Source organism: Companilactobacillus mishanensis (genome assembly GCF_003946505.1).
Classification (GTDB): domain Bacteria; phylum Bacillota; class Bacilli; order Lactobacillales; family Lactobacillaceae; genus Companilactobacillus; species Companilactobacillus mishanensis.
This window is the reverse complement of the sequence record NZ_RHON01000006.1, coordinates 23,621-48,522: the sequence shown is the minus strand read 5'-3', so window position 1 is coordinate 48,522 and position 24,902 is coordinate 23,621. Positions and strand designations below refer to the sequence as shown.

The following is a 24,902-nucleotide window of genomic DNA, read 5'->3' as shown; positions in this document are numbered from 1 at the left end:
TTTTTGTAGTTATATTGCGAAGTCAGTGTGCTTTTGCTCGTTTCGACTATAACCAAGTGAACAGTCAGCCACATATAAGTTCAAAGGAATAAATCCATAACAACACCAATAAAATTTTATAAAATCTACCATAAACTCCCCCAATAAATCCAAAAATCTAGTATCATGTTCCTATAAACAAATGTTAGATATAAATTAGTGAATCATGTATAATTCATCTCTAACAACAAAATAAAAAAACAAAGTGAGGAAATATTCTGATTGAATGCACTAGTTAATATGTACGGTCCATTCTTTGATTTGAACAACTGGAAAACTGTTATAGAATCCGGTAGTGACTGGCTAATAATTTTATCGTTGGTAGTTATGGAATGTATTCTATCCGTCGATAATGCCGTAGTTTTGGCTGCTCAAACTCAATCATTGCCCGACAAAGTTCAACAAGAAAAATCATTGTTTTATGGATTGATCGGTGCCTATATCTTCCGATTCATCGTAATTGGACTTGGAGTCTACCTAATTGATTTCTGGTGGATAAAGGCAATCGGTGCCTTGTATCTATTGTATTTGGCAGTTAAATACTTCTTTTTTGACCGTAAAAAAGATAAAAAAGTTGAAGCACCAAAAACTAGACCAGAACCTACAGGTTGGAGAAAGCATATTCATATTTCACAATTCTGGCAAGTTGTTATTTCAATCGAATTAATGGATATAGTTTTTTCAATCGACTCAGTTTTGGCTTCATTGGCAATTTCCGAAAACCCAGTAATCGTATTGATCGGTGGTATGATCGGAATTTTGGCAATGAGAGGTATCGCCGAAGTAATCATGAGCTTTATGAATAAAATTCCCGAATTACAAGGAATGGCATATTTCTTGATCCTGTTCATTGCAATCAAGCTTTTCCTATCAATTCCAATGATCAATATTCACATCCCTAATATATTGTTCGTATTCGTATTAGTCGGAGCAATTATTGTTACATTGGTTATTCACCACATTAACGTTAAAAAGAAACAAAAAGCTGAAGAATAAAAATAATCCCAACGATTAATTCGTTGGGATTTTTAGTTTGCTAAGTTGTCTGCAATTTGTTACTGTTGCGATAATAAGAGAAATGAGAGGATTGACGATAATGACAACACATAAAATAAGCGACACAATTATTGTAAATTCTCAAGAAAAACGAGAAGCAATTGTGCGTAATATAATTAAAGGAAGCAATTCGGAACAAATAAAACGAAAGATACGTAAACAATTGAAAGAACAAAAATACAACTTACATGAACAATAAATGACACCCATCTGATTGGGGTCTTTTTTTTGAACAAATCATTCATAACTATACCTACCAATGTTTGTATAACTGAATATAATTCAGTTCTTGTTAGCAACCTAATGATATACTTTGACAATAATTTTAAGAAAACAAGATACAGGAGAACCTACTTAAATGAAGAAATCAAAGTTAATTGGAATTGCTGCAATTTCCTTAATTGCCCTATTATCACTAACAGCATGTGGTAGTGAAAGTCAAAATGAGAATACTAGCAAAAAGAACCATGCTGAAAAAATTTCCAGAGTATCTGATAAGAAGAAACCTACTAAAGAAGACAGAAAGTCCGAAGACAAAATCGAAACCAAACCTGTTAGCGAACCTGATGAAAGTACTTCAGTAACATCAGATAATAACGTTCAAACTGATACAACTGCTACTCAACCCACAAATTCTGTTCCAGCAGAATATACAAGAGCGCTAGAAGAAGCTAGATCATATTCAGAATTGTTACATATGTCCAAAAAAGGACTCTACGATCAACTGGTTTCAGCTTATGGCGAAAATCTTTCTCCAGAGGCTGCCCAATATGCTGTTGATAATTTGAATGTGAACTACAATGCCAATGCACTGGCGACCGCCAAAAACTATCAAGAAATGGATATGAGTCCCGAAGAAATCCGAGATCAACTTACATCTGAATACGGTGAAGGTTTTACACCTGAGGAAGCAAATTATGCAATTCAATATTTAAACAGCTAGATAGCGCAAAAAGATTCGAAGACATAGTGTTTTCGAATCTTTTTTAGTTTTTTAAATAGTCAAAAATGTTTCCATCATGAAAATAAACAAATAGTCCTTTTATTCCACGTTTCAACAAGACATTCATTGAATTCAAAATTATCTGTTGCTTAACCGTATCTAAATCTTGAACATCATTATCGTGCCTTTTCTTAAATGATTCTTGATCCTCATACTCTGAAACATCTATCTTAATTTTCCCATCGCCCGCATACTTCACTGAAGGTCCCATGATCACTGCCACATAGTTCAAATCAAATCCTTGGACTGTATAAATTGAACCAATTTCATCAATGGTGGATTCTTTTTGAGCCCAGGTGACACTGTCATAATTGTACTGGTCCCACGGCAAATGAAAATTTCCTTCATTAACGTAATGTTTTTTCCCATCTAAAGTTGATGGATAATCAGCCGTTGAAACAATTCGAGACTGGCCATATTTTGAATTCATTTCTCTGAGAGTTTTATACATCTTCTCCGCATCCTGATAAACTCGAAAATCATAATTTCCTTCAATTCCTCCGAGATAATCATGATTACTTTGCGTAATTTTAATAGAATCCAATTTAAAATCATTGGTCAAATCGTCGATCCAGTTGATGACATCTTCCGGAGCTCTCATTCTCATTTGGACTTTCAGTGTATCTTTTCCGTACTTAACACCAGTTTTAGAAACTAATTCGTCGATCACATTTTGTTTCCAATAGCTCTTTAGCTTCAAAACTTGTCGTTCATCGTAGACAAATATAACTACCTTACTGAGCTTTATGATTTCCTCTAACTGATTTTTCTGCGTGAAGTTGTTGTAATTATCACTCTCGCTCAACAATAAATGAGCTTCATCAATCACCACTATATCAGCTGATTTATTCTTTTTATGCATTTGATTAATAAATGTGGTTGGACGTAAGAAACGGTTTTTCCGAAGCTCTGGATAATAGCCAGCATTGTCCTGATAGACCTTTAATAGTTCAGGATGGTTGACTAGAAAGTAATTGTTAGTTCCCTCTAAGTCTGAATCATCCCTCTTGGCATCTTGCTCCAAGGTCAAGAATAGTTTGGTCAAAATGACACTTTTCCCAGTCCCAGCATCGCCATTCAATTGAAAGACTCCCTTTTGGTTTTTGGCCAAATTATCCTGACAAAAATTGAGAATTTTTTCAAAAACAATTTGCTGTTGACTGGTGAGATCTTTATCTGGTAAAACTGAATCTAACATTTTCTCCTCCAAATAAAAAAGGCCTCCGTAAAGGTGGCCACAATTATATTTCTAAATATTCTTCGTTTCGGAAATCCGATGGTGTATACCCAGTGTACTTTTTGAAAGTTTGACTGAAATAACTCATTCTGGTAAATCCAAGTTCTTCAGAAACCTCGCTGATGCTATGCGAAGTCTGTTTTAAGATCATCATTGCCTTTTGTATTTTACGGGCATTCAGATACACAGAAAAACTTAGCTTAGTCTCACGTTTAAACAACTTACTAAAATAATAATCAGATAAAAAGACGTGATTGGAAACCTGATCCAGTGTTAAATGTTTGTCCAAATTATCATCAATATATTCAATTGCCGAGATTATTGAATCGTTTGATGTCGACAAGTGACGCAACTGTTGTAGTGCAACACTATCGTCATCATTCAATTCATCGATAATATCATCGACTTCTAACGGATATTTGATCATAAAGTTTCCGATTCCGTGTTCGTTGATCAAAAGATGACCAACACTTTCAATCAGGCGTTTCAAGAAGCGGCTATGTTGACCCAACTCATACGAGATCATTCCAAAATTCTGACCATTCACACGGTTGGCAGGTTCAATACAGCAAACTTTTCCGACAATCTGACCGAGCACAGAAACTCGTAACGCCGCATCAGCGTATGACAAATTGTACTCTTGATGTTTCTCAGTAATTTTATTTAAATTTTTCATTTCAGAAATTTGTTCAAAAATTCCGTCAGTTGGAAGGTTGCCAAAAAAACTAGACTTCAAATCGCCATTATTATCGATCACATAGGCAATAATATTATTAACATTTGCATAATCTTCTAACAGCCGAATAATAGTTTTCTCGTTGCTAGACAATAAGGCCTCGATATCGAATTCTTCCATGTTGTCATCCCATCTTCCGTGACTTGTAATAACTATTATAATTGCCAAAAATTTCTAATTCAATCACAAAGATTCGATAAATCAGTTTTTATTCACAAATGAACTGTTATTTAGCTATTTTTTTATTAAGATAATCAATCATTACTGCTGCATTATTATATTTCTGTTCCTTTGAACCATAGAGCAACAATACATCTTGTGACTTCAAAGCATCTTCAATCGTTTTCAAAAATTCGGCAGTGTCTGGATTCTCATTTAGTTCATTTATATACTTTTCTTTAAATTCCGGAAATTTTTCTGGATCATGTGAAAACCATTTTCTCAATTCAGGTGTTGGAGCAATATTTTTTGCCCATAAATCCAATTGTGCTCGAACTTTAGACATTCCACGTGGCCAAACTCGATCAATTAAAATTCTATATCCATCCGGTAAATCCTTGTCATATATACGTTTAACGATAATTTCACTCATAATATACTAAAACCTCTTTTGAATTAATGACATTATCATTGTATCATAGCAAACGTTATTACTTTTAATAGGAGGATTTATGGCTACTGCTAAAGAAATAGTCTCGTTTAGGGATGTAGCAAAGATATACCATGGTCGTGCTGTTGCCGTCTCTGATGTCAACATTACAGTCAAAGAGGGAGAATTTGTTTGTTTCATTGGAACATCGGGTTCTGGAAAGACGACGACTATGCGAATGATCAACCGCATGATCGAACCAAGTAAAGGAAGTATTATTTTCAAAGGTAAGAATATTAGAAAATATGACCCCGTAAAATTACGTCGGACGATCGGTTACGTCATTCAAAATAATGGTCTCATGCCACATATGACGATCAAAGATAATATCACCTTAGTACCAAAATTATTGAAATGGCCTCAGGAAAAAATGGACAAGAAGGCCACCGAGCTTATCAAACTAGCTGAATTACCAGAAAGTTACCTGGATCGTTATCCAGCTGAATTATCTGGTGGTCAGCAACAAAGAATCGGTGTTGTCAGAGCCTTGGCAGCCGATCAAGATATTATTTTGATGGACGAACCTTTTGGAGCCTTAGACCCAATTACTCGTGACAACTTACAAGACTTAGTTAAGCATCTTCAAGAGACGCTTGGTAAAACTATCGTCTTCGTTACTCACGATATGGATGAAGCTTTGAAATTAGCTACACATATTGTAATTATGGATAGCGGAAAAGTTATTCAGGATGATACTCCGGACAACATTTTGCAACATCCTGCAAATGATTTCGTTAAGAACCTACTTGGTGAAGAAAGATTGCTCCAAGCACAACAGAATACTTTGTCTGTTGGCGATATCATGTCTAAAAACCCAGCTCGTATTACACTTGGAAAGTCACTTTCCGAAGCTATCTGGGAAATGAGTACGAAACACGTTGATTCACTGTTGGTTACTGATGACAATAACAAGTTAAAAGGTTATATCGATTTGGAAACTATCAATGAACACTACTCAAAAGATTCCAGTGTTAGTGATATTTACGCTAATAATTTAATTAAAGTTAAGAAAACTTCATTTTTACGTGATACATCTGAGCGTATTTTGAAACAAGGTTATAAGTACGTACCAGTTGTTGACAATGATAATACGCTCATCGGTATAGTTACACGTGCCTCACTAGTTAACGTCGTCTACGACGCTATATGGGGTAAAGAAGAGCTAGAAAACCCAGAAGATGCTAATTTACCCGCTTCTATCACCAAAGGAAGTGAAAATGCATGATTGACTTTCTCAATCAGCACGGTTCAGAACTGATCATCAAAACCTGGGAACAAATCTACATTTCCGGTTTTTCAATCATACTTGGTGTTATTTTTGCCGTGCCGCTAGGAATACTCCTAACGCGTTTTCCCAAAACTGCCAAGTACGTAATGTCATTCACCAGTATGTTGCAGACAATACCTTCACTTGCCTTACTGGCACTTATGATTCCAATTTTTGGAATTGGTAAATTACCATCTATCGTGGCATTATTTATTTACTCATTATTACCTATACTAAGAAACACATATATTGGAATGTCGAAAGTTAATCACAACTTGATCGATGCCGCAAAAGGAATGGGTATGACAACGATGCAATCTATCTTGCACGTTGAAATTCCGATGGCGATGCCGATAATCATGTCTGGTGTGAGACTCTCGACCGTTTATGTTATTTCTTGGTCAACATTAGCTTCATATATTGGAGCAGGTGGCTTAGGTGACTTCATATTCAATGGTTTGAATTTGTATGACCCTAGCCTCATCATCGGTGGTACGATTCCCGTTACTATCCTTGCCATCTTGGCTGATTATCTTCTTGGAAAATTTGAGAAGAAAATCACACCAGTGACAAAAAGTAGTGAGGTGTAGATATGAAGACATTCAAAAAATTATTTACCCTCATAAGTCTTACGCTATTATTATTTGTTTCAGGATGTGGCTGGCCAGGACTTGGTGGCTCATCAAAAGAAACTATCAAAGTTGCCAGTTTGACGACAACAGAATCCATGATTGTGTCTGAAATCATCATGGAATTGATTTCTCACGAAACTGATTACCATACTGAAATTGTTAATAACCTAGGTTCTGGACAACTTGTTCATCAAGCTTTGGTAAATCATGACGCCGATATAGCGGCAGAAAACTTTACCGGTAATGAACTGATCACAACGCTTAACCATGCTCCAATCAAAAATAGAGCTAAAGCTAATAGAGTCGTTAAAAAGCTCTATAAGTCTCGATTCGATGAAACATGGTTCCCTACGTACGGTTTCTCAAATACCTACAATATGTTGGTCACTCAAGAAACTGCTAAAAAATATGACTTACACAACATTAGTGATATGAAAAAAATAGGTCCTAAGACTGATATCGGTGCCGATAACATTTGGATCAATCGTCCTGATGACGGTTACCCTGCTTTCTCAGAAGCCTACGGATTCAAATTCAAGCGAGTATATCCAATGCAGATCGGGTTAGTTTACTCGGCTGTTGCGGCAGGAAAAATGCAAGCCGTTTTAGGATATTCAACAGACGGACGTATCAAGAGTTATAACTTGAAAGTCTTACCTGACGACAAACATTTCTTCCCTCCATATGACACAAGTATGGTAGTAAATAATTCATTGTTAAAAGAGCATCCTGATCTAAAACCTCTATTACATCGATTAGACGGTAATATTTCATTATCACAAATGCAAACAATGAATTACGAAGTCGACAATAATTTACGTGAACCAGCAGATGTGGCTCACGACTTTCTTCAAAAACACAACTATTTTCGAGGTGATAAATAATGGCTAATCAGCCGTTGTGGAACCAACTGATTTTTTATTTTTCTCATAACGGAATGTACCTGTTACAACAATTTGGGCGACATTTTTTGATTTCATTTTATGGTGTGCTCCTAGCTGCAGCTGTCGGAATTCCACTTGGAATATACATGGCTAATCATTTCCACTTAGGAGATTTCATTATCAGTATTGCCAACGTTATTCAGACGATTCCTTCGTTGGCCATGCTATCTATCATCATGTTGTGGCTAGGCTTGGGAGTGAACACCGTCATCGTGACGATATTCTTATACTCACTCCTACCTATTTTGAAAAATACCTATACCGGAATGAAAAACGTTGATCCAAATACCATCGATTCAGCTCGTGGTATGGGGATGACAACTTTCCAACTGCTCTATATGGTAAAACTACCTTTAGCAATGTCAGTTATTATGTCTGGTATTAGAACAGCCATGGTCGTTGCTATCGGTAATACCGCCATCGGAGCCTTCGTTGGTGCTGGTGGATTGGGTGATTTGATCATCCGTGGTACCAATGCGACAGATGGTGCACCATTGATTTTAGCAGGTGCTTTACCTACTGCATTGATGGCAATAATCGTTGATCTATTAATTGGATTACTGCAAAAATACTTTGAACCAACCGGTTATTTTAAAGAACAAGAAGAATAATAATACACGTTTTAGCACTCAGCATATTTGAGTGCTATTTGTTTGCATTTATCAAGTGAAGGAACTACACTGTATTTGTAATGAGGAAAGGAAGTATGAATATGGCAAACGAAATTATGAATCGCAACAATGACATTAGAGATTGGTTCAACAATGATCCTTGGATGAATAGTTTCCCAGCACTATTCGGAGATAATTTCTCAACAAGTAATAGTCTGAAAACTGATATCAAAGAATCAGATAAGGATTATCAAGTACGCGTAGATATGCCAGACTTTGATAAGAAGAATATCGACATAAGTTATAACGACAACACATTGACTGTAAGTGCACATCGTGATGACTTTGCGGATCACAATGATAAGAATGGTGACGTTATTATGAGCGAGCGTTCTAGTGGCCGCTTTGCACGTCAATATCATTTACCTGCAGTTGATACAGAAAGTATCAAGGCTAGTTATGCTAATGGTGTTTTGAGTGTCACATTACCTAAAATGGTAAATAGTGAAGATTCAGCACATCATATTGAAATTGGCTAGACTACCGATTTCGGAAGTATTTTTAAATATAATGTGCATCACTATTAATCAAATAGGTTATGTTTTTGGGATATGAAAGTTTTTCGACTTTCATATCCTTTTTGTTTTGTTTCGTTTTGCTTTTTTAATGTTTGCACACCGTTATAACGGTGTGCGTAATCTTCACAGAATCTTCACATTTTCAAAATAATTCATTCATAATATCTCTGTATTATATTAATTGTAGATGAGGCAAAGGTATTCCTCCTCTCACCCCCTATAACATATATATTTAATCCCCTATAAACATAAGAACCTAAAATAACACTCTTCCCCGGAGTGTTATTTTTTTGCATTAAATTATGAAGCAAAAAACGTTTCACAGTTATTTCACATTTACAAAATATTTACTTCACTTTTATTGGGTACTATAGAACTTGTAGATGAGAGGAATAGAAATCCTCTTATCTCTTCCCCCCTATAACACATATATATTTAATCCCCTAAATATAAAAACTTAAAAATAATACTCTTCCCCGGAGTATTATTTTTTTTGCTTAGATCTATTTGATTGAAAATTCATAATTTTTTCATATTTATAAAATAATTAATTCATCTTTAGTCGTTATTATAGTAGTTGTAGATGAGGGAAACGAAATCCCTCACCTCTCCCCCCTATAACATATATATTTAATCCCCTAAATATAAATTAAAAAAATAACACTCATCCCCAGAGTGTTATTTTTTTTGACTAATTATTTGTATATAAAACTCCTGTACCGATTACACCGACATCTACACCATCGCCAAATTTCAAATATTGGTTATTGGAAATTTGTTGGTACTGATTTAAATCATCGCCATTTTTAGTATAAACAGTTACTCCACCGATCCAATTGGAACCAGCTTCGACTGATTGACCAGTTGGGACGAACGTACCATCCTTGAGTTCATATATTGGTGCCTGATTTCTTGAAGAAACAATTGAGCCTTTTACGAGATTTCCAGCATTATCGTAATTCGCAACTGAACCACTGTTAATTGACTGAATTGTTTCGTGCAATCCAACGTTGTCAGCAGCTTGTGCTAATCCTACTGGTGCTGAAATTCCTACAAGTAACACTGCAACAAATACTTTGATTAGATTTTTCATAAATACATCCCCTTTTCAACTCATTATATCGTGTATTTAACAAAATGAAATAAATATTTGGTCTAATAAGTGAAATTAAAGAACATTCCATAAAGTTCATAAATAATTCATAATTACAAAATAAATAATTCATCTTTACAGGTTAATATATAACTTGTAGATGAGAAGAAAAGAAATCTTCTTATCTCTCCCCCCTATAACATATATATATTTAATCCCCTAAATATAAAAACTTAAAAATAATACTCTTCCCCGGAGTATTATTTTTTTTGAGCTTTTAGAGTTTAAAACTTGATAATAAGTAAAATGGAGAATTCATAAACTCTTCATATTTCCAAAATAATTTGTTCATCTTTGAAAGTTACTATAGTACTTGTAGATGAGGGAATGAATCCCTCACCTCTCCCCCCTATAACATATATATTTAATCCCCTAAATATAAATCAAAAAAATAACACCCATCCCCAGGGTGTTATTTTTTTGGCTTCATTCCGTAATGGATCGCAGCGGATTTCATCATCAAGTTTTTAATTCTAATATTGATAAATCCAGCATCTCGATACATTCTCAATAACTTCTTTATACTTACAAACTTATTCACTGAATCATCCAAGTATTGATACTCGTTTTTATGTGAGGCAAAAACTTTCCCCATAACAGGCATTATTTGATTGAAATACAGTTTCCAACCCCATTTTACGACTGGTGTTTCCACTTTGAATGCTTCCAAACAAAGTAGTTGACCACCTGGCTTTAAGATTCTAAATATTTCGCGCAAAACCTGGTTTGCATCGGGAACATTTCTTAATCCAAATCCAATCGTAATTACATCAAAGGTGTTGTCAGGATAATCAAGATTCATGGCATCACCTTGTTTGAGTTGGATATTATCAAGCTCAGTCTTATCAACTTTTTCTTGACCCAACTTCAGCATTTCTTTACTAAAGTCCAGTCCGATCACATGTGCTCGTTGAAATTTATTTGCCAACAAAATACTCCAGTCAGCAGTTCCACAACAGAGATCCAAAATATCTTTAGGATTTCCTTGAATCATATCTGTCGCAGCAATACGCCATTTATTATGCGTACCCAAACTCATAATGGAATTCAACTTATCGTAATTACCAGCGATAGAGTCAAATACTTGTTGAACATCTTTTTCTGGAACGTTATTTGTTAAATTTGCCATGTCCTCACCCTTTTAATGAATAAAATAGTTATATTCAAGTATAAATGAAAAATGAATTTAGTGTTAATGATTTACATAATATCTTTTGTTCGAGCGTAATAAAGTACATAACGGTGTTCTTTTGTCAGACGATATTTTGAAACTCCAGCATTATCTGGTTGTACAACTGTGGAAATATCAGGTATTCCTGTCACCACTTTGAAGATTGCTCGGCTGATAAATCCATGACAGACTGCCAAAATTTTAGCATCACCTTTTGTTTGCATTTCAGCAACAAAATCTTCGACACGTTTATAAACACTATCGTAATCTTCAGCATTCTCAGCATAATTAACAAAATTAGGATACAAGAAACCATTCTCATCCATGGCTTCAGGATGTTCCTTAGTGATTTTAGCTTCACTCATACCGTCCCACGTACCGTAATCAGTTTCATACAGTCTGGGTTCTTCAATAATTATTGGATGCATTCCTTTATCCAAAATTCTGGCAGTCTGAACAGCACGAGAAAGTGGACTGGTATAAATTTCGTCAAATTGATCAACATTCATTTCTTTTGCTAATTCTTCAACTTGTTTTTTTCCAGTCTCATTTAAGGGTTTATTTGTCAACATTCCATTAATTCTACCCTCTGAATTTGTGTCGGTCTCACCATGTCTAACCACATATAACTCAACCATCGTGCCAACTCCTCCATCCTATTTGTTTCAGTAATATCAAGTATTCCATTATTGACAACGCTTTTCAACTTTATTATAGTTAAGAAAATTGCATAGACCTTTAATCTTAGTCCCGCGAGGCTAATAAGGAACACTTAAGTCTTTTATTTCTAGAAAAACACGGGAATAAAGGACTATTTTTTTGCAAAAATCAGGGGGTAATTTTTGTGGACGCAAATGACAAATCGTATAGAAATCCTGAGGCTGTCTTAGATCTTTATGAACGACCACCGCTAGGAAGCTGGATCCTATTATCATTGCAACATCTTTTCTCAATGTTTGGAGCAACCGTATTAGTTCCATTGCTAGTTGGGTTAGACCCAAGTATCGCCCTATTCAGTTCTGGTGTCGGAACAATTCTTCACATTCTGATCACCAAAGGCCGAATCCCTGCTTATATGAGTTCTAGTTTTTCATTCATCGTACCTAGTGTCGCTCTAATGAAAGCTGCTGGTTACGCTGGAGTTGCACAAGGTACAATTGCTGTTGGTTTAGTCTACTTGATCATAGCAACAATTGTCGGAATCGCCGGTTCAGACTGGATCGACCGAGCATTACCACCAATCGTTGTTGGACCAATCGTTATCGTAATTGGACTTTCAGTAGCTGGAAGTGCTGCTAACAACGCCATGATGAATGGTAAAACCTACGATTTGAAGTATTTTGGAATTGCCATATTTACATTATTAGTTACCGTCCTATTCAATATGTACCTCAAAGGATTCTGGAGCAACATTGCCATTCTATTAGGAATCGTCTGTGGTTACTTGCTATCAGTAGCTTTAGGAATAGTCGATTTTTCAAAAGTTGCAACGACACCTTGGTTAAAGTTGCCAGCCTTTGAGTTCCCATTTATCAGCTATCAACCCAAGAAAATTTATTGGGATGCCATTCTGAGTTTCGCACCAATCGCCTTCGTTACCATGGCGGAACATTTGGGACACATCATGGTCTTAGATGAATTGACACACCGTAATTTCTTCAAAAACCCAGGTTTGCACAGAACATTAGCCGGAGATGGTACAGCCTCAATCTTCGCCGGACTAGTTGGTGGACCACCAATCACATCATATGGAGAAAATATCGGGGTCATGGCCGTCAACAAAATTTTCTCAGTATACGTAATCGTTGGTGCAGCAGTATTCGCTGCCCTATTCGGATTCGTCGGAAAATTAAGTGCCTTGATCCAAACAATCCCCGGACCAGTAATCGGTGGAATAAGTTTCGTCTTATTCGGAGTTATCGCTTCAAGTGGACTACGGATCCTTGTTGACAATAAAGTTGATTTCAACAGAAAACGTAATTTGATGATAGCATCAGTTATCCTGGTTATCGGAATTGGTAACGCCTATCTTGAAATTGGAACTTTCCAGTTTACAGGTATCGGTGTAGCAACCGTTATGGGAATATTGCTAAACTTGATTTTACCTAGAGAGGCGCTGTCTGAAGAATAGGCTTTTCACTGCCGATTCCGGAATCAAATCGATTTTTCCGGCTGGAACGCCCAGGGCATAATTTCGAGCCTTACTTCGTAAGTCTTGAAACTTAGCCTTGTTGTAACTGTGCTACGCACACTAACAACAATCTCTGGGCTGAGCCGAAATCGATTTGATTCCTACATCTAAATAAAGTCAGGCTTCATAATTCATAGAATATATGCACAATTCGAGATTAGTTGAAAACTTCTGTTTTCAGCTATTTTTTTGTAGAAAATTTATAATTTTAGAACAAAATCTGCAATAAAATAGTCCCATTCCACGAAAGAATGAGACCACTTTATTTAACTTAACTAAAATATAATTTTACTGGATTCAGTCCGTAGGGCAGGTTCGCCGGTGGTTAAGCCGTGGAGTTTGTCTTAGCTTGGCATCAGCCAAGGTTAGACAAAAGTTGTAATTCAATACCGCACTTTGGATTGAATTCAACTCATGGCGTTCCAACCACCGCCGAACCTAACCGAAGGACGGCAGTGAACCACAACCAACAATCTATTTAGCCACTGATTTACTTCTAAAAATAAAGAATTTCGAAAAGATGTAGTTTCCGATGATAGCTAGGATTTGACCAAACACTTTGGTAACTCCGCCATCGGCACTCAACAATGAAATACCGATCCAAAGAGCTGCTGTTTCAATCAAATAAGTGATAATTCTTGTGGCGTAAAATGCCATCATTTCACGGAAAGCTGTATTAGATTTGTGGTGGAATACAATAACTCTGTCGATCCAAAATCCTGTTTGGACACTGAGCAACCATGCGACAATATTTGCGAATTGATAATTTAAATGAAATGCTTTGAACAATAGGAAAAAGGTCCCAAAATTTACTATTACTGAAATAATTCCCCATAGTAGATAACGTACCGCTTGTTTACCGTTACCTTCTGGTTCTAGTTCTTCTTCAGTTGTAAATGTTGGTGCAGCGTCATTGATGCCCGCAGCGACATCGTCAACGACTTGTGTTAATGTGCTATTTTCCTTATGTGTATTATTTTCCATAAGTTTGAACTCCCCTCAAACTGTTCTAATTTAAATGTTAATCCTTTTGCCATCTTTTTAAAATGATTTGTTATTAGATTTATTGTAAAAAAAATCTCCTCAGAACATTTAGTTATGAGAAGAAATTGAATTATGCTTTAACTTTATTTTTAAATATTACTAATTTGGAAAATAGAAAATTACCTGTCAATGCAAGAACTTGTCCGCAAACTTTGGTAACGGTGGCATCTCCACTCAGTAGTGAAACACCAATCCAGAGTGTTCCTGCTTCAACAAAATAAGTCACAACTCTAGTTGCATAAAACATTGCCATTTCACGCAATGCACTATTTGATTTATGACGGAAAACTATTTCACGGTCGATCCAAAATCCGACTTGCACACCGATTATACAAGCTATCAAATTAGCAACTTGATAATTTACATGCAAAACATGATTCAATGATACGAAGGTAATAAAGTTTACTACAACTGAAATTGATCCCCATAGGACGTAGCGTACAGCCTGTTTTCCATTACTCTCTGTCTTTACTGGTTCTTCATTCGTTAATTCTGGTTCGACTTCATCGAGTCCCGTTTTTGAATTGTCGACAGCTAATGGACGTTGTTCGGCGTGAATTTGTTCATTCATAATAAATACGCTCCTTCCGAAAAATAGGTATATATGAATATTAAACCCATTTTAATAATATTAAAAGTATTTAGACGTAAATAAAACATTTTTAATATAACGATATTATGGAAAAACACATTATGAATTTCTAAATATTGAATATATCAAACTAGAATGGCAGGTATTTTAGTCTCATGATATGTTTAACTCACGACAAACTTTCGAGGATAAATCATGAAAAAACTACAAATTCTATTTGCGTTGATTCTTGCATTTTCAATCGTTTCACTGGGTTCAATTAACATAGTTAATGCTGAAACATCCGCCGAACCAGAGCAGACTATTCTTATCGGTCAATCAAATACTGATGATTCCAAATCTGTCAGAGCTTACAAGATCAAAAAAGGCAAGATGGTTGCCACTAAGAAAAGAGTTAGCATGGTGGAACCTTCAAAGAAATGGCTCAGATACTACAAAGCTACCAAAGTAACATTTGACGGTAAGAGCTACTGGAAACTAGCTAAAAATAAATATATCAAAGATTCATATCGCATAAACCCGATCAAACATGACTCCAGACCACAACCTGGACAAGAAAAATAAGACACTAATGTGTCTTATTTTTTTAACCTAATTTCCTAATCTTGCCTGTAATTCGGCAATATGTCGTTTGATAAAGACACCATTATCGGTATCTCCAACAGTTTTACGCTTAGCAGACTGCTCAATAACACGTTTTGTAGAAACAACATCCGTCATATCAGCAATTGCCTTGGCGCGGGTCGTAAATGGCTCATGTGTTACTAATTGGAATCCAAATGAATTTGATAGCAACGTGTAACCACCGATTCCAGTTGTCTTGTGATATGGTTTCGACATCCCTCCATCAATCACGAAGATCTTTCTGTTGGCCATGATTGGCGAATGTCCCAGTTTAACTGGTGTATGTCCGTTAATTATATGACCTTCTTCAGGGTTCAAACCAAATTCCTTCAACAATTCATCAGCGAACCATTCTTCTTTTCGCAAAGAATAGTATGGATTTTTAACTTCTTTATGCAAATCTTTGTTTTCAATAAAATAACGTTCGAAGGTTGTCATAGCAGCTTTTCCAAATAATGGCGACAATTTACCGGTCCAGAGATACCAAATTATATCTGAGTCTAAACTCTCTTCTGTATTAGGGTTTTGAAATCCTTCTTTCAAGGTACTTTCAAAGAAATCAAACAGCGACTTACCAGAATATGTATTGCCATCAACAGTCCATTTTTGCATCGTTCCATCCTCATTTACAGGAACACAGCCGTGCAACAACAAATTACCATTGTAATTAAGGTACATTGAACCGTTGTTCATCATAAATGACATATGATAGCGGAGTTTCGGTGAGTCGATGAATTGACGAATCAAGTCATCTAACAAGTCACTCTCTTTGGCAGTCAATTTATAAGGATCATCTGGATCTACCAACTGGAAGCAACCGTTTGTGATTGGATATGTTTCACCGCCAATTTCAATGCTCTTTCGATCTGGACTCAGTTTATGCAATAGCATTCTGTTTTCCATCTCAAAGTCTGGGTGACGCTTGATAGCCTGACCTTCAAGCTTGAATTGCATAATAGCAATTGCCTGTTGAACCGTGTTGTCATAAAGTGCATCATCATCTGGAATCTTTTCACCGGTGTCAGATCTAGGACTAAATACAGGCAGCGGTTGATAATTAGCCTCCGCGAAATCCTGTAATGCACGCAAATCAATGTCATAAGAATTAGTCAATAGTTTCAAATTATTGTAACGAGCACTGATTCGTATTAGGTTAGCCATGCACAACTTAGAACCAGCTGAACTACCGATCCACAAAATATCATGATTTCCCCATTGAAAATCAAGACTTCCCCAACGATTCATCAAATGATCCATGATCAAATCTGGATGTGGTCCACGGTCGAATACATCTCCAATAATATGCAAATGGTCGACAACAAGTCGCTGAATGGTGTGACAAGTTGAAATAATAAACTGGTCTGCCATACCTAATTTAACGATATTATCCATCACTTCACGGTAATAATTTCGCTTCGTAAGGTCATTTTGGTCAGCGTAGAGTAATTCTTCAGTGATGTATACAAAGTCGCTCTTGATTGCTTTTCTAACCTTTGAACGGGTGTACTTGATCGACGTATACCTTAGCATGTCGATTAGTTGGTTAAAAACGTCAAAGTACCATTGATCCAAGTCAGCTTCGTTTGTAAATGAATCTTTGCTCTGCTTTAAAATTTCTGATGGATAGTAAATCAAGAAGGCAAACTTCTTTTGCCGATCATTCGTTAATTTACCAGTGAACAACTCGGATATCTTTTGGCGAGTATTACCTGATCCATTCCGGAGAATGTGTGCAAACTCGTCATACTCTCCATGGATGTCACTGACGAAAGCTTCCGTCCCCTTTGGCAAATTAAGAATTGCGGAAAGATTGATTATTTCAGATTTTATTTCGTTATCATTTGTGAAAATTTTCTTCATTGTGCGACCTGGACCTCTCTTCAAATATATGATGTAAACGCTTTATTTATTTTAACACTTCGAACTATACCAAATGTAGAAGTTATTTCAAGTATCACAATATTAATTGAGTTAAACTTAATATATGGAGGTGCTACTATGAATTTTTCAATCGATTCGACAGTTACTTTAAACAATGGTGTCAAAATGCCACAACTAGGCATGGGTGTCTGGAAAATAAATAATTCTGGAGCTTCACAGTCTGTTCAGTGGGCACTAAAACACGGATACAAAGCAATCGATACCGCAAAACAATACGGAAATGAAGCTGGAGTCGGTGATGGTCTTACTAAAGGCTTAGCTGATAATGGCATGAAACGTGAAGATATCTTTTTAACAACCAAGGTCTTTAACGGCGACCAAGGATACGAATCAACCTTAGAGAATTTTGAAGGACAATTGAAACGTCTCCAAACTGACTATGTAGATTTATTGTTGATTCATTGGCCAGTTGATGGACTATATTTGGACACTTGGCGTGCACTAGAAAAAATATATCGAGATGGAAAAGCTCGTGCAATCGGAGTTTCAAATTTCAGTGTGACAAGACTTCAAAACATTCTGAAAATTGCTTCGATCAAGCCAGTCATCGATCAAGTAGAATTTAATCCACTTTGCCAAGACGAAGACATAATTTCTTACTGTGAAGAAAATAATATTTATGTTGAGGCATGGTCTCCACTGGGCGGTGGAACCGTCTTAGGCGATGAGCGATTGAAGAAAATAGCTGCAAAATACAATAAGAGCGTCGCTCAAATCATCATCCGTTGGGATTTACAACGTGGAATTATCACTATTCCAAAATCCGCACACGAAGCAAGAATCCAACAGAATTCTGAAGTATTCGACTTCGAATTAAGTGAAGACGATATGACAGAAATCAGTAGTTATGACGAAGCTAAAAGAAGCCTCTGGTATGGTGGCTTTTACTGGCATGGAAATCCTACTGGAGCAAAAAGTGCTGTTCAGCAATGGGATGATTAATCTATAAAATACAACATCAATCACAAAGATAACTTAAATGCTATGTAGATAGTGTTTAAGTTTTTTTGTTTGCTTTGATTGGATTATTGATTACCTGCGGATGCCAGAGATTACGGCGACTGTGGGACCGTCCTCGGCCAAAGTTCGGTCCGTGGACTCGGTTTTAAGCCTGACAAAATCTGTCAGTCTTAAAACACGTCCTACGCTGTAAGCTGCTTCTCAGCTAACAGCGTTGTCACAGCTGCCTCCATCTCTGGCCTCCTCCGGTCGTTTAAACCTACTTAAACCCATATTTGAGTGTGAACAAGAATTGTCCCAAAGTGAACGATACCTACCCCGACTATGTATTTCGACTTGTACCATCGTAAGTACGAATATCAAAATATACACGGAAGACAAACAATTTTCGGTCTACAATACGAAACAAAAATTGAGTCCCAGAGCTCACCATTAAAGTTAGATATGATTCGCAAATCCAGCCGAAGGAGACCAGGGAAGTAACCAGCTGTGAAAATGGCATTAGCGGAGTGAAACGAAGCTTAGGCCATGGGCGACTTCGAAGACACGCGATCCATGCGTGGCTTCAAAGCGAGACGGAAGCCCGCACTTCGGCTGGAGACGTCCCCACAGCAGGTGGAGTCCCTGGCCTCCTTCGGCGACATCACAGGAACAAAAAAAATACGCAATCAAAAAACAATCGCGTATCAAATCAAAACTATTTAGCTTTTTTAAGACTACCAGGATTCAAAATAATATTTAAAATAATAGCTGAGAAACTTCCAACAACCAATCCATTATTGAGAATAGTTTGTAAGGTTGAAGGCAAGAAGTGTAGCAATCCAGGTTGAACAGTAACACCCAACCCCAATCCAATAGCAACAGCCATGATCAACAAATTGTTGTTGTTCATTTCAACACTTGAAAGCATCTTAACACCTTGAGCACCGACCATTCCGAACATGATCAACATTGCTCCACCCAAGACGGAATTAGGAATCAATGTAGCGATTGCTCCGACCTTAGGAATCAATCCTAAAATAATAAGCAAGAAAGCTGAGAAATAAACTGGTCTGTTTTTCTTAATTCCTGACATTTGAACGATAGCAACATTTTGAGAGAATGTTGAATATGGGAAGGTATTGAAAATCCCACCTAAGATAGCGGCAAATCCTTCTGATGCATATCCACGTTGCATATCATTTTTTGAAAGATCACGTTTTGTGACTTCAGCCAAAGCATAATAAACTCCGGTTGATTCAATCATACAAGTTAAAGCAGCTAACAACATAATTACAATTGATGACCATTCAAACTTAGGAGTAGCAAAGTAAAATGGCATAGGAATTTGGAACCAATGTGCTGAACTAACACTGGCAAATCCAATTTGTCCCATAAAGAAAGCAATAACATAACCTGCGACGATTCCAATAAGAACAGCAATTTGTTTAATAAATCCACGTCCCCAAATTGTGAAGACAACGATGATAAGTGCGGTCAAGAATCCAAGAATCAAGTCAGGACCGTTACCAAAGTTTTTAGCAGTGGCATCCCCACCACCGATATTTTGAAAGGCAACTGGAATCAGTGTGAAACCGATCAATGTTATCAATGAGCCTGTTACGACTGGTGGGAAGAATGTTTGAAGATTAGCGAATAATTTCGAAATCAATAATATAAATACACCGGCTGCGATAATTGCACCGTACATATAGGCAATTCCAAAATGATGGCCAATATTTTGTAGCGGCGTTACATACTCAACAGCTGAGCCTAAAACTACTGGCAATCCGATACCAGTAAGCGGTGTTCTCTTAATTTGTAGTAATGTAGCTACACCACACATAAAGATATCGACAGAAATTAAATAAGTCATTTGTTTTGGTGTAAAGCCTATTGCAGCACCAATTAAAATTGGAACTAAAATATCCCCTGAATACATGGCAAGCAAATGTTGCAAGCCTAACAATAGATTCTTAAAGAAAGAATTGTCACTTTTATCTACTTTTAAATCCATAATTGCCCCCTATTGGTTTATGAAATTATATCATCATTTTCAAGAAAGATGAAAGTTCCCTCCAATAAAAATACCTTTGGCTATGATAAAATGAAAGTATTATTGATTTAGGAGGACTTCATTATAATGAAACAAAATCATTTAGACGATGCTTGTACATCGATCCTTGTTGGTAAGAATGCCAGTATTGATGGCTCAACAATGATTGCCAGAAACGATGACACTTTTCACGCTGTTTCACCTCATCATTTCTTGATGCACCCCGCTGTTAAAGGTGAAAAAGGTCGCAAAGTAAAGTCTTGGCTCAACAAATTTGAAGCAGAGGTCCCTGAAGATGGTTATTCTTGGCCAGCTGTTCCAAATGTTGACTACAAAACTGGTGGTTACTATGACGAAAGTGGTATCAACGGCGCAAACGTTGCTATGTCAGCCACTGAAAGTACTTATGGTAATGAACGTGCCTTGGCATTCGATCCACTAGAAAAAGATGGTATGGACGAAGATACAATTGTCCGTATGGTATTGCCTTATGTTGATTCAGCCAAAGCTGCTGTTTTAAGAACTGGCGATTTGATCAAACAATATGGTTCACCTGCCGGAAACTCTGTCTTGTTCAGTGACAAGAATGACGTTTGGTATATGGAAATCGTTACTGGACATCATTGGGTGGCTCAACGTATTCCTGATGACAGCTATGCTGTTGCCGCCAATCGTGTTTCGATCCAACAAGTTGACTTCGATGATCCATCACAATTCATGTGGTCAGAAGGTATTCAAGAATTCGTTGAAACAAATCATTTGAACACTGATAAAACAGGTTGGAACTTCCGTCATATTTTCGGAACTGATAACTTAAAAGACCGTCATTACAACACACCTCGTGTCTGGTTCGGTCAAAAATACTTCAATCCTGAAATTATTCAAGATCCTGAAGATGGTGAATTACCATTTATCATGAAAACTGATCACAAGATCACTCCAGATGACATCGAATATGTTTTAGGATCACATTACAATGAAACTCCTTACGATCCATTCAGTCCTGATGCATCAGATGCTGACAAATATCGTTATCGTCCAATCGGTTTGAATAGAACACAAAACTCACATGTTCTGCAAATCAGAAATGATGTTCCTGAAGAATTTTCTGCAGTTATGTGGTTATGTATCGGTTATCCAACATTCACACCATACGTTCCCTTCTATACAAACATGACTGACACAGATCCAAGCTACAACGATGTATCATTAACTTGGGACTTCAAAGACGCTTACTGGATGTATAAATCATTGTCTGTCTTAGTAGAATCAAACTATTCAGAATTCATTCAAGATGACATCGATTACTTAACTGAATGTCGTCAAGAATTGCGCGAGGCTGTTGCCGAAACAGACAAACTCGCTAAGGATTATTCTGGAGAAGATTTAACTAAATTCCTAACAGAACGTAATCAAAAAGTCGTTGCCCAAATGAATGATAAGGCACACAAAATGTTTGCCAAACTTTATACAAAGGGTATTGATTTATCAAGACTTACATTCAACATGGATAAAAACCTATAGAACACAAAAAATAGTCGAGAATTTAATCTCGGCTATTTTTTTAGTTTATTAACTTAAAACTATCATCGGTTATCTTGAATTTACCTTTCAAAATCTTGGTAACGCGAACTTCACGATCCTTATATACGAATATCAATCCGACATCCTGTTCATCTGCCAATAGGTCTTCGGTTTTATCGTAATCGTTGTAAAATCCTAAGCTAGACCAGATTTCTCCAGTTATCGACATGGGACTAACAACGGTCACACCGACAAGATCATTCTGAACCGGATAGCCTGTTTTTGGATCAAGAATGTGATGATAATTGTGTCCACCACTCTTGAGAAATCTCTCGTAAATTCCAGAGGTCACGATTGAAAAATCGGGAATATGCAACATCCCTAGTGATTCACTTCGATGATCAAACGGCGACTGTACTCCAACATTCCACAACTTATCAGAATGTTTACTATCTCCGACTAACAATATATTTCCTCCGAGATCTATGATTCCGCGTTCAACATGATTTGAATGCCATAAATCCTTGATAGCATCAGCAATATAACCTTTTGCGATGCCACCTAAATCCAATTCCATACCTTCTTTTAATAAATAAACTGACTTCTCATCGTCATTCAAAACTATTTGTTTAGGATCGATCAACTTCATACGTTCTTGAATTTGCTCATCAGTTGGTACATGTGCATTTGAAAATCCAATATGCCATAGCTTGACCAATGGTCCAATAGCGGCATTGAACCCATCATTCTCAAGACTGACTTCGACTGCCTTTTTTACGATTTGATAACTTATGGAGGATACCTTCACTGCATGTTTTCCCGAGGCATGGTTGATTGACATGAGTTCGGATTTAGAACGGTTAACAGTCAATACATCTTCATAATGTTGTATCAAATGATAAGCTTCATCAAGGTAGGGCCAATCGATTTCTGAATAAACAGTTAAATTTATTTTTGTTCCTAAAGCGTGATACGTATTGGTGAATTTCGGCATGGTACATCTCTCCAAGATAAAACATAGTTTCGATATTCAGCTAGTGAGACCCACTGTCTCGGCTAAAATATCAATAGAATTAAGCTTTAACAGCTTGGTTATCTTTTAAATAATCAAGACCTGCTTCGTTAACTAGATCAGTTGTTTCTTTATTGTACTTAGCCTTTTGGTCATCTGTCCAACCATAGTATCTTGCCATTTCGTTAATGATACCCTCTTGCATCCCTTTAATATCATCATGTCCGAATAGTAAGTGGTTAGTACGACGGAACAAGTAGTCTTCTGGTGTCATTGTCATTTCGTTTTCCATTGAATAACGTAAGCTCAATGTTTCTGCAAGGCTCAAACCAGGTGCTGCTTTTTCTGTCTTAGCTTTATCAAGAATTTGCTCAGCATTTGAACCATAGATATCGGCGATCAATTTAGCACCTTTTTCATCTAGGCCATCGGCTACAGCTTTCTTTTCAGTGTTTTCGATGTACTCTTCTGCGTGATCAGAGTCAAAGTCACCACCAGAAACCTTAATTGATGATGAATCAACAGGTTTGTAGTCTCTTGCATATTGCTGGTTCATGATATCAATGATCATCTTCATGGCGCCATCGGCCATCTTACGATAGTCAGTTAGTTTACCACCGGCTAATGTGATCAATCCATCTTCAGCTCTCTTTAATGAGCTACCTCTTGATACGGCTGATGGAGCAGAAGCATTGCTACCTGAATCACTTGCTCCTGAAACTGCATCTGCCTCTTCCTCGGGCTTTTCTTCTGCGCCTTCTGGTACTTCTTCGGCAACAAGTGGACGGATACCTGCCCAACTTGATTCAATATCATCGATTGTTAGGTTAGCACTTGGGTATTTCTTGTTGATGATCTTTAGTAGGTAATCTACATCGCCTTGGTCAACTTTTGGATGTGACAAGTCCCCTTTAAAGTCGGTGTCAGTTGTACCAAAGTATGTTTTACCATCTCTAGGAATTGTAAAGATCATACGACCATCATTTGTACCTGAACCAAAGTAAGTTGGTTGTGGCACGTTAAGTCTTGATTTATCAACAACCAAATGAACACCCTTTGTAGGACGCATTTGTGAATGCTTTGCACCATCATCGTCAGTATCACGAACTAGATCTGACCATGGGCCTGAAGTGTTGATAACAAGCTTAGCTTTGATGTCGAATTGTTCACCAGTTTCCATATCTTCAACTTTTACACCACTTACGTGACCAAAATCGTTATGGAGCATTTCAATGGCTTTGATACGACTAACCATAATTCCGCCCTCGTCGTGGGCTTTCTTGATGTTTTCAATAACCAAACGGGAGTCATTGTTTAAGTAATCAAGATAGACACCACCACCAGCTAATTTATCGGGATTAAGTTGTGGTTCACGTTTAAGGACTTCGTCCTTATCAAGCATGTAGTTAGCATATTTCTTCAAATGTTCGTTTTCTTTAATACCTGCTAGATGATCATATAGATCCATAGCAACTTTAACTGAAAACATTGAGAAAGTTGTGCCTGGTTCATCATAGATAGGAAGTAACATTGGATCTGGACGTGTTACATGTGGTGCAACGTGTTGAATAACGGCACGTTCTTGGACTGTATCAGAGACAACTTCAACGTCAAAGTTCTTGAGATATCTGATTCCACCATGAACCAAACGTGTTGAACGTGAAGAAGTGCCTCCACCGAAGTCTTGCATATCGATCAAAGCAGTTTTCATACCGACTGCACTAGCTTGTAAAGCAACACCAGCACCAGTAATACCACCACCGACGATCAATAAGTCTAATCTCTTAGTTTTTAGTTTTTCTATTTCGTCTTTTCTGTCTTTTATTGAAAATGTCATTATTTAACCCTCGTTCTAACCTAATTAAATCTTTACTCACATGTGGCGAAACACATGTACCTTAAG

24 protein-coding genes are annotated in these 24,902 nt (G+C 36.9%); 12 read left to right on the top strand and 12 right to left on the bottom strand.

Translation table 11 applies throughout. From position 1 onward, the window contains the following. Positions 1–261: 261 nt before the first annotated feature. From EKM63_RS08010 to EKM63_RS08005, 3 genes are all read left to right on the top strand, one after another. A complete protein-coding gene (locus EKM63_RS08010; RefSeq protein ID WP_125705468.1) occupies positions 262–1,035 on the top strand; it encodes a TerC family protein in 774 nt (257 codons plus the stop codon). Between the two features lie 100 nt (positions 1,036–1,135). Beyond that, the gene (locus EKM63_RS11325) at positions 1,136–1,294 is read left to right on the top strand and encodes a hypothetical protein (protein WP_153494340.1); all 159 of its coding nucleotides are present in this window, start codon (positions 1,136–1,138) and stop codon (positions 1,292–1,294) included. Between the two features lie 159 nt (positions 1,295–1,453). Continuing rightward, positions 1,454–2,038, top strand: coding sequence for an Ltp family lipoprotein (locus EKM63_RS08005; RefSeq protein ID WP_125705466.1), 585 nt, complete (start codon positions 1,454–1,456; stop codon positions 2,036–2,038). A gap of 43 nt (positions 2,039–2,081) precedes the next feature. On the opposite strand, the gene EKM63_RS08000 is transcribed toward EKM63_RS08005, so the two are convergent. The 3 genes from EKM63_RS08000 to EKM63_RS07990 all read right to left on the bottom strand — a co-directional run bounded on the left by EKM63_RS08000 (position 2,082) and on the right by EKM63_RS07990 (position 4,663). Continuing rightward, a complete protein-coding gene (locus EKM63_RS08000; RefSeq protein WP_125705464.1) occupies positions 2,082–3,296 on the bottom strand; it encodes a DUF2075 domain-containing protein in 1,215 nt (404 codons plus the stop codon). Positions 3,297–3,339: 43 nt separating this feature from the next. Beyond that, complete coding sequence (locus tag EKM63_RS07995) at positions 3,340–4,191, bottom strand: helix-turn-helix transcriptional regulator (RefSeq protein ID WP_125705462.1); 852 nt, start codon at positions 4,189–4,191, stop codon at positions 3,340–3,342. 106 nt (positions 4,192–4,297) lie between these two features. Continuing rightward, positions 4,298–4,663, bottom strand: coding sequence for a DUF488 domain-containing protein (locus tag EKM63_RS07990; protein ID WP_125705460.1), 366 nt, complete (start codon positions 4,661–4,663; stop codon positions 4,298–4,300). Between the two features lie 79 nt (positions 4,664–4,742). Here EKM63_RS07990 and EKM63_RS07985 point away from each other — a divergent pair, with 79 nt between their 5' ends. The 5 genes from EKM63_RS07985 to EKM63_RS07965 all read left to right on the top strand — a co-directional run bounded on the left by EKM63_RS07985 (position 4,743) and on the right by EKM63_RS07965 (position 8,713). Continuing rightward, the gene (locus EKM63_RS07985) at positions 4,743–5,945 is read left to right on the top strand and encodes a betaine/proline/choline family ABC transporter ATP-binding protein (RefSeq protein ID WP_125705458.1); all 1,203 of its coding nucleotides are present in this window, start codon (positions 4,743–4,745) and stop codon (positions 5,943–5,945) included. Further along, positions 5,942–6,577 (top strand): ABC transporter permease, encoded by a 636-nt coding sequence (locus EKM63_RS07980; protein ID WP_125705457.1) that lies wholly within the window; start codon positions 5,942–5,944, stop codon positions 6,575–6,577. The genes EKM63_RS07985 and EKM63_RS07980 overlap by 4 nt, the downstream gene beginning before the upstream one ends. Before the next feature lie 2 nt (positions 6,578–6,579). Then, the gene (locus EKM63_RS07975; RefSeq protein WP_125705455.1) at positions 6,580–7,503 is read left to right on the top strand and encodes an osmoprotectant ABC transporter substrate-binding protein; all 924 of its coding nucleotides are present in this window, start codon (positions 6,580–6,582) and stop codon (positions 7,501–7,503) included. A gap of 53 nt (positions 7,504–7,556) precedes the next feature. Beyond that, positions 7,557–8,174, top strand: a complete 618-nt coding sequence (locus EKM63_RS07970; protein WP_225418280.1) for an ABC transporter permease — start codon at positions 7,557–7,559, stop codon at positions 8,172–8,174. A gap of 101 nt (positions 8,175–8,275) precedes the next feature. After that, positions 8,276–8,713: an Hsp20/alpha crystallin family protein gene (locus EKM63_RS07965; protein ID WP_125705451.1), complete on the top strand. Its 438-nt coding sequence runs from the start codon at positions 8,276–8,278 to the stop codon at positions 8,711–8,713. A gap of 730 nt (positions 8,714–9,443) precedes the next feature. Here EKM63_RS07965 and EKM63_RS07960 read toward each other — a convergent pair. From EKM63_RS07960 to EKM63_RS07950, 3 genes are all read right to left on the bottom strand, one after another. Next, positions 9,444–9,845: a hypothetical protein gene (locus EKM63_RS07960; protein ID WP_125705449.1), complete on the bottom strand. Its 402-nt coding sequence runs from the start codon at positions 9,843–9,845 to the stop codon at positions 9,444–9,446. 472 nt (positions 9,846–10,317) lie between these two features. Further along, complete coding sequence (locus EKM63_RS07955) at positions 10,318–11,034, bottom strand: demethylmenaquinone methyltransferase (protein WP_125705447.1); 717 nt, start codon at positions 11,032–11,034, stop codon at positions 10,318–10,320. 71 nt (positions 11,035–11,105) lie between these two features. Beyond that, complete coding sequence (locus tag EKM63_RS07950; RefSeq protein WP_125705445.1) at positions 11,106–11,714, bottom strand: histidine phosphatase family protein; 609 nt, start codon at positions 11,712–11,714, stop codon at positions 11,106–11,108. A gap of 206 nt (positions 11,715–11,920) precedes the next feature. Between EKM63_RS07950 and EKM63_RS07945 the strand changes: the two genes are divergently transcribed. Further along, positions 11,921–13,207: a uracil-xanthine permease family protein gene (locus EKM63_RS07945; protein WP_125705443.1), complete on the top strand. Its 1,287-nt coding sequence runs from the start codon at positions 11,921–11,923 to the stop codon at positions 13,205–13,207. Positions 13,208–13,741: 534 nt separating this feature from the next. Here EKM63_RS07945 and EKM63_RS07940 read toward each other — a convergent pair. Together EKM63_RS07940 and EKM63_RS07935 are read right to left on the bottom strand one after the other, a co-directional pair. Next, positions 13,742–14,251: a GtrA family protein gene (locus EKM63_RS07940; RefSeq protein ID WP_125705441.1), complete on the bottom strand. Its 510-nt coding sequence runs from the start codon at positions 14,249–14,251 to the stop codon at positions 13,742–13,744. Positions 14,252–14,381: 130 nt separating this feature from the next. Beyond that, positions 14,382–14,882 carry a GtrA family protein gene (locus EKM63_RS07935; RefSeq protein ID WP_125705439.1) on the bottom strand — a complete coding sequence of 167 codons (501 nt, stop codon included), beginning with the start codon at positions 14,880–14,882 and terminating at the stop codon, positions 14,382–14,384. Positions 14,883–15,098: 216 nt separating this feature from the next. On the opposite strand from EKM63_RS07935, the gene EKM63_RS07930 reads away from it, so the two are divergent. After that, the gene (locus tag EKM63_RS07930) at positions 15,099–15,467 is read left to right on the top strand and encodes a hypothetical protein (RefSeq protein ID WP_125705437.1); all 369 of its coding nucleotides are present in this window, start codon (positions 15,099–15,101) and stop codon (positions 15,465–15,467) included. Between the two features lie 27 nt (positions 15,468–15,494). On the opposite strand, the gene EKM63_RS07925 is transcribed toward EKM63_RS07930, so the two are convergent. Then, complete coding sequence (locus EKM63_RS07925) at positions 15,495–17,387, bottom strand: fructose-1,6-bisphosphatase (RefSeq protein ID WP_125705435.1); 1,893 nt, start codon at positions 17,385–17,387, stop codon at positions 15,495–15,497. 138 nt (positions 17,388–17,525) lie between these two features. On the opposite strand from EKM63_RS07925, the gene EKM63_RS07920 reads away from it, so the two are divergent. After that, positions 17,526–18,410: an aldo/keto reductase gene (locus EKM63_RS07920; protein WP_125705433.1), complete on the top strand. Its 885-nt coding sequence runs from the start codon at positions 17,526–17,528 to the stop codon at positions 18,408–18,410. Positions 18,411–19,125: 715 nt separating this feature from the next. On the opposite strand, the gene EKM63_RS07915 is transcribed toward EKM63_RS07920, so the two are convergent. Continuing rightward, positions 19,126–20,424 (bottom strand): nucleobase:cation symporter-2 family protein, encoded by a 1,299-nt coding sequence (locus tag EKM63_RS07915; RefSeq protein WP_125705432.1) that lies wholly within the window; start codon positions 20,422–20,424, stop codon positions 19,126–19,128. Between the two features lie 126 nt (positions 20,425–20,550). On the opposite strand from EKM63_RS07915, the gene EKM63_RS07910 reads away from it, so the two are divergent. After that, entirely contained in the window at positions 20,551–21,987 is a 1,437-nt protein-coding gene (locus EKM63_RS07910; RefSeq protein ID WP_125705430.1) for a C69 family dipeptidase, read from the top strand. Between the two features lie 40 nt (positions 21,988–22,027). Here EKM63_RS07910 and EKM63_RS07905 read toward each other — a convergent pair whose 3' ends face one another. Together EKM63_RS07905 and EKM63_RS07900 are read right to left on the bottom strand one after the other, a co-directional pair. Continuing rightward, positions 22,028–22,981, bottom strand: coding sequence for an FAD:protein FMN transferase (locus tag EKM63_RS07905; protein ID WP_125705428.1), 954 nt, complete (start codon positions 22,979–22,981; stop codon positions 22,028–22,030). A gap of 79 nt (positions 22,982–23,060) precedes the next feature. Further along, a complete protein-coding gene (locus EKM63_RS07900; RefSeq protein WP_125705426.1) occupies positions 23,061–24,836 on the bottom strand; it encodes an FAD-dependent oxidoreductase in 1,776 nt (591 codons plus the stop codon). Positions 24,837–24,902: the final 66 nt, after the last annotated feature.